At 65.0% G+C, this 12400-nt stretch carries 10 protein-coding genes; all 10 read left to right on the top strand.

Annotated features, from left to right (window positions below):
- Positions 1 to 62 precede the first annotated feature (62 nt).
- Positions 63 to 500 (top strand): winged helix-turn-helix transcriptional regulator, encoded by a 438-nt coding sequence (locus tag BMW49_RS11715; RefSeq protein WP_069519943.1) that lies wholly within the window; start codon positions 63 to 65, stop codon positions 498 to 500.
- A 335-nt stretch (positions 501 to 835) separates the two neighbouring features.
- Positions 836 to 1702 (top strand): formyltetrahydrofolate deformylase, encoded by an 867-nt coding sequence (gene purU, locus BMW49_RS11710; protein WP_069519942.1) that lies wholly within the window; start codon positions 836 to 838, stop codon positions 1700 to 1702.
- Positions 1699 to 2574 (top strand): bifunctional methylenetetrahydrofolate dehydrogenase/methenyltetrahydrofolate cyclohydrolase FolD, encoded by an 876-nt coding sequence (folD, locus tag BMW49_RS11705; RefSeq protein ID WP_069519941.1) that lies wholly within the window; start codon positions 1699 to 1701, stop codon positions 2572 to 2574. Before purU ends, folD begins: the two co-directional genes overlap by 4 nt.
- Positions 2575 to 2579: 5 nt before the next feature.
- Positions 2580 to 3821 carry an FAD-dependent oxidoreductase gene (locus BMW49_RS11700; protein WP_069519940.1) on the top strand — a complete coding sequence of 414 codons (1242 nt, stop codon included), beginning with the start codon at positions 2580 to 2582 and terminating at the stop codon, positions 3819 to 3821.
- A 13-nt stretch (positions 3822 to 3834) separates the two neighbouring features.
- Complete coding sequence (locus tag BMW49_RS11695; protein ID WP_069519939.1) at positions 3835 to 4137, top strand: sarcosine oxidase subunit delta; 303 nt, start codon at positions 3835 to 3837, stop codon at positions 4135 to 4137.
- Positions 4134 to 7031: an FAD-dependent oxidoreductase gene (locus BMW49_RS11690; protein ID WP_069519938.1), complete on the top strand. Its 2898-nt coding sequence runs from the start codon at positions 4134 to 4136 to the stop codon at positions 7029 to 7031. Before BMW49_RS11695 ends, BMW49_RS11690 begins: the two co-directional genes overlap by 4 nt.
- 1 nt (position 7032) lies before the next feature.
- Positions 7033 to 7710: a sarcosine oxidase subunit gamma gene (locus BMW49_RS11685; RefSeq protein ID WP_083251786.1), complete on the top strand. Its 678-nt coding sequence runs from the start codon at positions 7033 to 7035 to the stop codon at positions 7708 to 7710.
- A 97-nt stretch (positions 7711 to 7807) separates the two neighbouring features.
- Positions 7808 to 8581: an IclR family transcriptional regulator gene (locus BMW49_RS11680; protein WP_069519937.1), complete on the top strand. Its 774-nt coding sequence runs from the start codon at positions 7808 to 7810 to the stop codon at positions 8579 to 8581.
- A gap of 805 nt (positions 8582 to 9386) precedes the next feature.
- Positions 9387 to 10685, top strand: coding sequence for a nitrate- and nitrite sensing domain-containing protein (locus BMW49_RS11670; RefSeq protein WP_069519936.1), 1299 nt, complete (start codon positions 9387 to 9389; stop codon positions 10683 to 10685).
- Between the two features lie 379 nt (positions 10686 to 11064).
- Positions 11065 to 12399 carry a CmpA/NrtA family ABC transporter substrate-binding protein gene (locus BMW49_RS11665; protein WP_069519935.1) on the top strand — a complete coding sequence of 445 codons (1335 nt, stop codon included), beginning with the start codon at positions 11065 to 11067 and terminating at the stop codon, positions 12397 to 12399.
- The last annotated feature ends 1 nt before the right edge of the window (position 12400 follow it).

Raw genomic sequence — 12400 nt, 5'->3', positions numbered from 1 at the left:
AGAATTGAGACCTGGTACGATTGTGAGACCAACGCACCAAAGGCGAAAGGAGGCAGTTTTTCGTGACCAGGTTACCCAGCGATAACCCAGCGACAGCCCGCGAAATACTCGCAGGCCGACTACAGGCCTGGCGCGCCAGCGACTTCGGCATCAGCCAGTGCCCGGTGCGCAGCGTGCTCGACCGCCTGGGCGACAAGTGGACGACACTGACCCTTATCGCCCTCGCCCAGCAGCCCCAGCGTTTCAGCGCGCTCTGCCGCGCGGTGCCGGATATCTCCAAACGCATGCTGACCCAGACCCTGCGCGACCTGGAGCGCGACGGCCTGATCACCCGCCAGGTGTTCCCGACCAAGCCGCCGAGCGTGGAGTACGAGCTGACCCCTCTGGGGGAATCCCTGCTCGGCCCACTGACGGTGCTGATTGCCTGGGCGGAGAGCCACCAGGCGGCGATTGCCGACGCCCGTGTCCGCTATGACGCCACGCCGCTAGAAACGGCCTGACCGCGCTCAGTTAATGGGACTGGACTGGCGTCTCGCGCCTCTTCAGTTTATTGCACGGTTGTCCCGGTGCGCACGGCGCACCCTACAGAACCACGCTTCTCGTAGGGTGCGCTGCGCGCACCACAGCCCCTCGGCGTGCAGAGCCCCACGCCGCCTATCTTTTTATTTCCCCTCAGGATAAAAAAATTCCCTTGAGGCATAGACATGCCTGCCGCCTTCACTTATAAAATTCACTACCGCGAAAATTAGATTCGTCAGCGTAATATTTATTCATAGACGAACAACGCATTCATTCATGAAGAATTTCCTGCCGCCGCCCCCGCAGAGGACTCGACATGCAACACGCCAAGCACCAGTACGTGATCAAGATCAGTTGCCCGGCCACTTCCGGCATCGTCGCCGCCGTAACGTCCTTTCTCGCCGAACAGGGTTGCTACATCAGTGAAATGTCGCAGTTCGATGACGAGAGCAGCGGCACCTTCTTTATGCGCGCGGTTTTTCGCTTCAACGCCGGCATCGCCGACGACCTGACGCCAATCAGAAGCGGTTTCCCCGATGTCGCCAGCGCCTTCGCCATGAGCTGGGAGCTGTATGACACCGCCACGCCGATGCGCGTGCTGCTGATGGTCAGCAAGTACGACCACTGCCTGTCCGACCTGCTCTACCGCCACCAGAAGGGTGAGCTGCAGATGCAGATCACCGCCATCGTCTCCAACCACCTCGACCTGCGACCGATGGCCGAGCGCGAGGGCATCCGCTTTATCTACCTGCCGGTGACCAAGGAGACCAAGGCCCAGCAGGAAGCCGAGCTGTTGAAGATCGTCGACGAGACCCGCACCGAACTGGTGGTGCTGGCGCGCTACATGCAGATCCTCTCCGACGACCTGTGCAAGCAGCTCTCGGGCCGGGCGATCAATATCCACCACTCGTTCCTGCCCGGTTTCAAGGGCGCCAAGCCCTATCACCAGGCCTTCGACCGTGGCGTCAAGCTGATCGGCGCCACTGCCCATTACGTGACGTCCGACCTCGACGAAGGCCCGATCATTGAGCAGGAAGTGCAGCGCGTGGACCACAACTACACCCCCGATGCCCTGGTTGCGGTGGGCCGGGATACCGAGACCGTGGCCCTGTCCAAGGCGGTCAAGTACCACCTCGAACACCGCGTGTTCCTCAACCACGACAAGACGGTGATCTTCCGATGAGCGCCACCCTGATCGATGGCAAGGCCGCTGCCGCCCGCGTGCTCGGCGAAGTGGCCTGTGCGGTGAGTGCGCTCAAGGCCCAGGGCATCGAGCCGGCCCTGGCCGTGGTGCTGGTCGGCGATGACCCGGCCAGCCATGTGTATGTGCGCAACAAGGTGCTGCGCGCGGGCGAAGTGGGTATTCGGTCGCTGGAATACCGCCTGGCCGCCGATGCCAGTGCCGAGGCGGTGCTGGAAGTGGTCGCCGGGTTGAATGCCGACAAGACGGTCAACGGCATTCTGGTGCAGTTGCCGTTGCCGGCGCATATCGACGAAACCTGCGTGCTGCAGGCCATCGACCCGGCCAAGGATGTCGATGGTTTCCACAGCGAGAACGTCGGTGGCCTCAGCCAGGGTCGCCCGGTGCTTACGCCCTGCACCCCGGCCGGCTGCATGCGCCTGCTGCACGACACCTTGGGCGATCTGTCCGGCAAACATGCCGTGGTGGTCGGCCGCTCGAATATCGTCGGCAAGCCGATGGCGGCCCTGCTGCTGGCCGCCAACTGCAGCGTCACCGTGCTGCATTCGCGCAGCCTCAAGCCGCAAAAGCTCTGCGGCCAGGCTGACATCGTGGTCGCCGCCGTCGGCCGGCCGAAGATGATCGGCGCCGACTGGATCAAGCCCGGCGCGGTGGTGATCGACGTCGGTATCAACCGGATTGAAGAGAACGGCCGCTCGCGCCTGGTCGGCGATGTCGACTTTGACGCCGTGCTGCCAATTGCCGCCGCCATCACCCCGGTGCCCGGCGGTGTCGGGCCGATGACCATCGCCCTGCTGATGCACAACACCGTCACCGCTGCCCGCCAGCAACATGGCCTGAGCGCCCAGGAGTAACCGCAATGCCCTTTGCCCTGCTCAAATACGGCCTGTCCTCGGAGTACCCGGTGGAGGTCGATCTGCCCGCACCCAAGGACCTTAAATCCGCCTACGACGTGGTTATCATCGGCGGTGGCGGCCACGGCCTGGCCACTGCCTATTACCTGGCCAAGTACCACGGCATCACTAACATCGCGGTGCTGGAGAAGGCCTACCTGGGCGGCGGCAATACCGCGCGCAACACGGCGGTGATCCGCTCCAACTACCTCACCAGCGAAGGCGTACGCTTCTATGCCGAGTCGGTGAAGATGTTCAAGAACCTCTCCAACGAGTTCGACTTCAACATCATGTATTCCGAGCGCGGCCAGCTCACCCTGGCGCACACCGATGCCACGGTGCGCGCCTTCCGCCAGCGCGCCGAGGTCAACAAACACTTCGGCGGGCGCACCGAGATGATCGACCGCCAGCAGATCCGCGAATTGGTGCCCACGCTCAACCTCGACCCCGGCCACCTGCCGGTGCTCGCCGGGCTCTGGCACATCGACGGCGCCACCGCGCGGCACGACGCCGTGGCCTGGGGTTACGCCAAGCAGGCGGCCAAGCGCGGGGTGGAAATCCATCAACTCACCGAGGTGCAGGACTTTGTCGTCGAGCACGGCAAGGTCACCGCAGTGAAGACCAACCGCGGCACCATCCAGTGCGGCTGCGTGGTCCAGGCGGTGGCCGGGACCAGCTCGCTGCTGATGAACAAACTGGGCATTCGCGCGCCGATCCACAGCTACCCGCTGCAGGCCATGGTCACCCAGCCGTTCAAGCCGTTCCTCGACCCGCTGGTGAGTTCCTCGGCGCTGCACTGCTACGTGCAGCAGACCAGCCGCGGCGAGATTGTGTTCGGCGGGGGCTCTGACCCCTACCCGCTGTACAACACCCGCTCGACCCTGGACCTCAAGGAAAGCCTGCTGGCAGCCGCCATCGAGATGTTCCCCTTTATGGCCAACGCCAAGCTGATGCGCCAGTGGGCCGGCACCACCGACATGACCCCGGACTACAGCCCGATCATGGGCCGCTCGCCGCTGGACAACTACTACCTGGACGCTGGCTGGGGCACCTGGGGTTTCAAGGCCACGCCGATTTGCGGCTGGACCATGGCCGAGCTGGTCGCCAGCGGCGGCCAGCCCCCCGCGCTGATCAAACCCTTCGCCCTGGAGCGCTTCTCGACCTTCCGCCAGGTCAACGAGATGGGCGCCACCGCCGCCAGCCATTGAGGTTCGTCACACCATGAAGATCATGCCCTGCCCCTTGAATGGCCCGCGCAACATCAGCGAATTCACCTACGGCGGCGAACTCAACGCCATGCCCGACTCGGCCACCTGCACCGACGCCGAGTGGGCCGACTACGTATTCAACTGCGAGAACCGCGTCGGCGTGGTCACCGAGTGGTGGATGCACAACGCCTCCAGCTACTGGTTTTTGGCCGAGCGCCACACCGGTAGCGACGAGATCCTGCGCACCTTCGACCCCAAAGAAGTGTTCACCCAGCGTGTCGATTTTCACGCCCCGGCCCAGGAGGTGCGTTCATGAGTGCTCAGGATCGCCTGCCGGCCCCGTTGGGCCTGCTGATCGACCGCAATGCGCCGCTGACCTTCCAGTTCGACGGCAAGCCGTTGCAGGGCCTGGCCGGTGACAGCATCGCCAGCGCCCTGCTGGCCAACGGTCGCTGGCTGCTCTCGCGTTCGTTCAAATACCACCGCCCGCGCGGCCCGCTGAGCATGGCCGGGCAGGACGCCAACACCCTGGTGCAGTTGCCCGACGAGCCCAACGTGCTCGCCGATATGCAACCACTGGCCGCCGGTCAGACGGTGACCGGGCAGAACTACGCCGGCAGCCTGGATAAAGACCGCGACGCCGTGCTCGGGCACTTCTCCACATTTATGCCGGTGGGCTTCTACTACCGCTCGTTCTTCAAGCCCAAGGGCATGTGGAAAATCTGGGAGCCGCTGATCCGCAAAAAGGCCGGCCTCGGCGTGCTCGACCTGAATTTCCAGCCGCAATACCACGACAAAGCCTTCCTGTTTACCGACCTGGCGGTAATCGGCGCCGGCCCGGCCGGCCTTAGCGCAGCTTTGGCCGCCGCCAATGCCGGCGCCAAGGTGCTGCTGATCGAGCAGCAGCCCTATCTGGGTGGCGCCCTGGCCTGGGCGCGCTTCGATATCGAGGGCCAGCGCGGCGGACAACTGCGCGAGGAACTGCTGGCGGCGGTGGAAAGCCACGCCAATATCCGCATCCTCAAGGATGCCACCTGCAACGCCTGGTTCACCGACCATTACCTGCCGGTGATCCAGGGTAATCGCCTGTACAAGGTCCGCGCGCGCCAGTGCATCGTCGCGGCCGGCGCCTTCGACCAGCCGGTGGTGTTTCGCAATAACGACCTGCCCGGCGTGATGCTGACCAGCGCCGCCCAGCGCCTGATCAAGCTGTATGCAGTCAAACCCGGCCAGCGCGCCGTGCTGCTCACCGGCAACGACGACGGCTACCTGGCCGCCCTCGACCTGCACGAGGCCGGCGTCGAAGTCGCCGCCCTGGTGGACATGCGCAGCCAGCCGATTGAAGGTCGCCTGGTCACCGCCCTGCAAACCCGTGGCATCACCTGCCACAGCGCCAGCACGGTGTACGAAGCGCTCGGCGAGCGTCATCTACAGGCCGTGGACATCCGCCGTATCAGCGCCGAGGGCGAAGTGGCGCCGCACAGCACGCGCATCGACTGCGACCTGCTGTGCATGTCCGCCGGCTATATGCCGGTCTATCAACTGCTCTGTCAGGCCGGCGGCAAGCTGGCCTACGATGACGCCAGCGCCGCCTTCACCCTCAGCGGCCTGCCCGCCGGGCTGCAGGTGGCAGGCTCGGTCAGCGGTCGCCACCAGCTCGATAACGTGCTGCGCGACGGCAGTGACGCCGCCAGCCGCGCCCTGCTCGCCCTGGGCCTGGCCAGCAGCAGCGAAGCCGGCGATTACCTCGCCGAAGCCCCGGTGAACTTCCCCTGGCCGATCTTTGCGCACCCCAAGGGCAAGGAGTTCGTCGATTTCGATGAAGACCTGCAGGTGCGCGACATCCTCAACGCCACCCGCCACGGCTACCGCGACGTGCAACTGGTCAAGCGTTTCTCCACCGTCGGTATGGGGCCGTCCCAAGGCCGTCACTCGGCATTGCCCACCGCGCGCCTGGTGGCCAAGGCCACCGGCCGCAGCGTCAGCGAAACCGGGGTCACCACCGCACGCCCGCCGTTTGTCGCGGAGAAACTCGCACACATTGCCGGCCGCGGTTTCGACCCCTACCGGCAGACGGCCATGCACCAGCGCCACCTGGAGCTGGGCGCGAAGATGATGCCCGCCGGCGCCTGGCAGCGCCCGGCCTACTACGGCAAGCCGGAGAAACGTGACGCCTGCATGCAGGCCGAAACCCGGCATGTGCGGGAAAAGGTCGGCATGATCGACGTGTCCACCCTCGGCGGCCTCGACGTACGCGGCCCGGATGCCGCCGAACTGCTCAACCGCCTCTACACCTTCGCTTTCAGCAAGCAGCCGGTGGGCCGCTCGCGCTATGCGCTGATGACCAACGAGCATGGCGTGGTGATCGACGACGGCGTCTGCGCACGCTTTGCCGACCGGCACTTCTACGTCACCGCCACCACCAGCGGCGTCGACCGCATCTACCAGCAGATGCTCAAGTGGAACGCCCAGTGGCGCCTGGATGTGGACATCACCAATATCACCGCGGCCCTGGCGGCGGTCAACCTGGCCGGTCCGGATTCGCGCCAGGTGCTGGCCACGCTGTGCAGCGATGTCGACCTGTCGGCCGAGGGCTTCCCTTACCTCGGCGTGCGTCAGGGCAAGGTGGCCGGCATCCCGGCGCGCCTGCTGCGGGTCGGTTTTGTCGGCGAGCTGGGCTACGAGATTCACGTCCCGGCGCGCTATGGCGAGGCGCTGTGGGATGCGCTGATGGAGGCCGGCAAGGCCTTCGATATCCGCCCGTTCGGCGTCGAGACCCAGCGCCTGCTGCGCCTGGAAAAAGGCCATGTGATCATCAGCCAGGACACTGACGGCATGACCAGCCCGGCGGAGATCGACATGAACTGGGCCATCGCCCGCAGCAAGCCGTTCTTTATCGGCAAGCGCTCGGTGGAAATCCTCGAAGCCCAGCCGCTGCTGCGCAAACTGGTCGGCTTCAGCCTGCCCAGCGGCAGCGCGCAACCGCTGGAGGGCCATCTGGTGCTCAAGGGGCCGGATATCAGCGGCAACGTCACCTCCTGCGAATACTCGCAAACGCTCGGCCAGATCATCGGCCTGGCCTACTGCGCGCCCGACCAGGCCACGCCCGGCCAGAGCCTGCCGATCCGCGTCGAAGGCGGTGCAGTGGTGCAGGCCACGGTGGTCAAACTGCCCTTCTACGACCCGGACAACCAGCGCCAGGAGCTGTGACATGAGCCTTCACGCCGAGCACTTCAGCGAACGCAGCCCGCTCTACCGGCTGCACCAGGACGCCCAGCTCAACGCCTTGGGCGACAGTTGCATCGTCAGCAATTACGGCGCGGGCGACGAACGCGCCCGCGCCGCCCACTGCGGCCTGCTTGATCTGAGCAACCTGGCCCGCGTCGGCTTTCGTGGGGCAGCCAGCGCGGCCTACCTCGAAGCCCGTGGTTACCAGTTGCCGGCAGTGCCCAACCAGGCGCTCAGCCAGGCCGATGGCAGCCAGGTGCTGCGCATGAGCCAGGCCGAATACCTGCTGCTCGGCAGCCTGCAGGATACCGGCGCGCGGGTACGCCAGGAGGAACTCGCCTGGCAATTCGACGACACGCCCAACTACCTGCTGCCACGCCAGGACAGCCACGCCTGGCTGCTGCTGAGCGGCACCTGCCAGGCCGAGGTGATGGCCAAGCTGTGCGGCGTCGACCTGCGCGCCGAGGCCTTCCCGGTCGGCAGCGTGGCGCAGACCTCGGCGGCGCGGATCAACGTGATCATCGCCAACCTGCCCCTGGGTGAACTGCCCTGCCTGCACATCCTCTGCGACCGTGCCTCAGCCGACTACTTCTGGGGCGCGCTGCTGGATGCCATGCAGGAGTTTGGCGGTCAGCCGGTAGGACTCGACGCCCTACGCTGAACCCTCGGTGGTGCGCACGGCGCACCCTACGGCCACCGCGCCCAAACGTAGGGTGCGCCGTGCGCACCGCATCCCCCAACGCCACGGAGGAAATCCCATGGGCATTCAAGAAGACGAGCTGGACTACCGCGTACCTGCGCTGCAACGCGGCCTGAGCATTCTGCAGATGTTCAATGCCCGTGAGCGCAGCCTGAGCAGCAACCTGATGGCCGAACGCCTGGGCGTCAGCGTCTCGGCGATCTACCGGATTCTGGTCACCCTCACCGACATGGGCTACCTGCACAAGCTCGGCAAGAACACCTACGAACTCGGCCCCCAGGTGCTCTGCGACGGCTTTGCCTACCTGGCCAGCCGCGACCTGGTGGACATCGCCATGCCGCACCTCAATGCCCTGCGCGACCGCACCTCGCTGTCCTGCCACCTGTCGATCCGCGAGCAAACCGACAGCCTGTATATCGCCCGCGCCTTCGCCGCCCAGCGCCTGTCGGTGAACATCCCCATCGGCACACGCATCCCCTGCCACTGCAGTGCCATGGGCCGCATGCTGCTCAGCGGCCTGACGCCCATGGCGTTGGACCAGCTCTACCAGCACGTACGCCTGGACGACTACCCGCCCCCAGCGCCCAAGACCCTGCCCGAACTGCAACAACTGCTCGAACGCGACCGCGAGCGCGGCTGGGTCATGCACCGCTCGGACTACTCCACCGCCATCGCCTGTGCCGTGCTCGATCACAAAGGTGATGTGATCGCCGCCATCAACCTGTCCGGCCCGGAAGCCATCATGGACAGCCCGGTGGCCCGCGAACGCTACCGCGACAGCCTGCAGCAATGCGCCGCAGCCATCTCCCGCGAGCTGGGTTCAAGTCGCTAAGCGCCAGGAACCAGTTGGTTGATACCGGACTGGCAAACAAGTGTGCGTTGTTGACGACGTGGCTCTATCCATTACCGAGTCGTCTGGTCTGGCGGGTTTCGCCCCTTACGGGCGAGTCACTTTCTCTTGCGTGCCCAAGAGAAAGTAACCAAAGAGAAGGGCACCCCACCATCCGGCCCCGGCTGCGCCGGGGTTCCCTCGCTCCATCACCACTCCAGGGGTACGCCACGAAGGGCCATCCATGGCCCAGCGTGGCTCTCGCGGCATCCATGCCGCTCAACCCCTTGCGCGGCGATTCCACTCGGCCTCCTGATGGGGCTTTGGGCGTCGTCTGCATGATCGTCGTTCAAGAGCAAAAGCTCAGACGCCTCTACTTCAGATTCTGCGCAAATTTTGCAAGCTCGCGACCGGGTCCCGTCAGGAGGCCGAGTGTAGGTGTTGCGTAGGGGGACGAGCCGCATGGATGCGGCGAGAGGCGTAATGGGCCAGGGATGGCCCATGTACGCCGGCCCCCGGAGCAACGCCGGAGCGAGGGAACCCTGGCGTTGATTCTAGATTGGGCAAGCAAGAAAGGTGTGGCGCCCGTGAGGGGCGCAACCCAAACGTTCAGCACGCGCGTTAATGGGTTATGCCAAGCCTTCGGTCGATACGCACACAAACTTGCCAGTCCAGTGTCAATCTCAACGCCCCCACAAAACACGAAGAACCTTTTTGCCTATCGCTGTTCGCCAACAGGTAGAGTGCGCGAAAATGTGGCCCGCCCTGTGCAGCTACTGAGTCCGTCTACCGGCCAAGAACCGCGACCATGCCCGATACCACCATGCCCCCCGCCCTGGCCTTTATGCTCGCCGCCCGCCGCTGCGAGCTGCAGGGCCTGGAAAGCCTGGCAGTGACCTGCGAACTGGTCACCTGCATCAGCCGCCTGGTTCACGCCCTGCAGAAGGAGCGTGGTTACGGCAACATCTACCTGGGTGGCCAGGCGCCCCACTACCTGCAGCAGCTCGATGCGCACACCGGCGAAGCGCAGGCCGTGGAGCAGCAGGTACGCGCCTGTTTCGAGCGCATCGACCCCAGCAATAGCGGCGCCGACCGCGCCCGTCTGTTCAACCGTATTGCCTACGTGCTGCACGCCCTCGACGACCTGCCCGGCCTGCGCCGTCGGGTGCGCGAGCACCAGATTGATGGCAAAACCTCCACCGCCGCCTTCACCCGCCTGATCGGTGGCTTGCTCGCGGTGGTCTTCGAGGCCGCCGACACCGCCGCCGACCCGAGCATCACCCGCGCTCTGGTGGCCATGTTCAACTTTATGCAGGGCAAGGAGCTGGCCGGTCAGGAGCGCGCTGCCGGGGTGGCCGGCTTCTCCGCTGGGCGTTTCACCGGGGAGCTGATCGACAGCCTGCAGCACCTGAGCGAGGCCCAGGTACGCTGCTTCGACACTTTTCTCGAATTCTCCGACCTGCAGATGCGCAAACGCTGGCAGGCCCTGCAAGGCAGCGACACGCTGGCGCAGATCGCCCGCCTGCGCGGCATTGCCGAGCACACGGCGCACAGCGGCTTACAGGTGGAGCCAGCGCTGTGCGAGGTATGGTTCGAGCTCAACACCCAGCGCATCGACACCATGAAGGAGGTGGAAAACCACCTGGCTGATGATCTGCTCGAACGCTGCCAGCGCTGCATCAAGCAAGCCCATGCTGACTTGGAAAACCACCGCACCCTGCTCAAGCGCCTGGCCGACCTCGACGGCCAAAGCGGCCAGGCCGTGCTGTTCAGCGTCCAGGGCAGCAGCCTCGATAGCCCGCCACAGGACGGTCTGGGCCAGCAGGTCGCGCGCTCGGTGCTGGACCTGCTGCACGAGCAGAACCATCGCCTGCAGGGCGTCAGCGATGAACTGCGCGAAGCGCGCCAGACCCTGGATGAGCGCAAGCTGATTGAGCAGGCGAAAAAGCGCCTGATGGAGGAAGGCCAGCTCAGCGAGGAAGAGGCCTACAGTCGCCTGCGCAAGCGCGCCATGGAGCGCGGCATGCGCTTGGTGGACTTGGCCCAGGCCCTGCTCAAGGATGAAGCCAGGGCCCCGGCGCGATCACGCCCGACGCTGCGTCCTTAAAGCAAGCGATGCACCCCTGGCGCGCAGCAATTCGAGCGCCCGCCCTGCATTCGTGCACAACCCTGCACCCTTTGGGTGGCCTTGCAGGCGCCAGGCGGGGGATTCGAGTGCGGTCCGCCCCACACCCAAGCACCCAAAGCATGTCCTTGAAAAAAATCAGGTTTTTTATTGCGCCAGAAGGCCGCCAAAGCACCTGCCGAACAGCCGTCCAACCGCGCAGCCGGTTTGTGGCACACAACCTGCTAAAGCCTATTCGGAGTCGATGCTAGCTAACGGCTCACCACAACGAATTCTGGACAACGGCGTCCACCCTCCTGCGGCCTTTCGGCCCTGCGAGGGTGACGCCGTTTTTTTATGCGCGCCTTTTGGGAGAACGATGATGGACGACACGCCAAAGAAGCCGGAGCAGATGACCGACGTGGCCCAGCCGCGCCGCACCTTTATCAAGCAATCGCTCGGCCTGCTCGGCGGCGGCGCGCTGATCAGCCTGTTGCCACCGGGCATGAGCGCAGCGGTCTGGGCAGCCGGCACCGATGGCCTGGAAACCACTCGCGCCAAGCTGGGCTTTATTGCCCTGACCGATGCGGCGCCGCTGTTCGTCGCCGATGAGCTGGGCCTGTTCGCCAAACACGGCATGACGGAAGTTGAAGTGCTCAAGCAGTCGTCCTGGGGCACCACCCGCGACAACCTGGTGCTCGGCTCGGCCAGTGGCGGCATCGATGGCGCCCACATTCTCACGCCCATGCCGTACCTGATGAGCGCCGGCAAGATCACCCCGAACAACCAGCCGGTGCCGATGTACGTGCTGGCACGGCTGAACCTCAACGGCCAGGGCATCTCCATTAGCAAGGAATACGCCGACCTCAAGCTCGGCCTGGATGCCGCACCGTTCAAACAGGCAGTGGCCGCCAAAGCCGCTGCGGGCAAAAAGACCGCCGCGGCCATGACCTTCCCCGGCGGCACCCACGACCTGTGGATTCGCTACTGGATGGCGGCCGGTGGCATCGAACCGAACAAAGATCTGCCAACCCTGGTGGTGCCGCCGCCGCAGATGGTCGCCAACATGAAGGTCGGCAGCATGGATGCCTTCTGCGTCGGCGAGCCGTGGAACGCTCAGTTGATCAACCAGGGCATCGGCTACAGCGCCGTGACTACGGGCGAGCTGTGGAAGAACCACCCGGAAAAAGCCCTGGGCATGCGCGCCGATTACGTGGACGCCAACCCCAAGGCCACCCGCGCCCTGCTCAAGGCGGTGATGGAAGCGCAAATGTTCTGCGAAGACCCGGCGAACAAGGCCCAGGTCGCGGAAATCTGCGCCAAGCGCCGCTGGATCGGTGCACCGGCCAAGGATTTGTTGGCCCGCCTGCAGGGCACCTTCGATTTCGGCACCGGCCGGGTCGAGGAAAACAGCCCGCACCTGATGCGCTTCTGGAGCGAGTTCGCCTCTTATCCGTTCAAGAGCCACGACCTCTGGTTCCTCACCGAGAACATCCGCTGGGGTTACCTGCCCCAGGGCTTCGACAGCCAGGCGCTGATCGCCAAGGTCAACCGCGAAGACATCTGGCGCCAGGCAGCCGCTGAGTTGAACGTACCGGCCGCACAGATTCCCGCGAGCACCTCGCGCGGCATCGAGACCTTCTTCGACGGCAAGACCTTCGACCCCGAAAACCCGCAAGCCTACCTCGACAGCCTGGCCATCAAGGCCCTGTCCTGAG

It is taken from the genome of Pseudomonas cuatrocienegasensis (assembly GCF_900110925.1).
GTDB lineage: Bacteria > Pseudomonadota > Gammaproteobacteria > Pseudomonadales > Pseudomonadaceae > Aquipseudomonas > Aquipseudomonas cuatrocienegasensis.
Note: the sequence above shows the minus strand (reverse complement) of the source record. Positions and strands in the feature narration are given on the sequence as shown.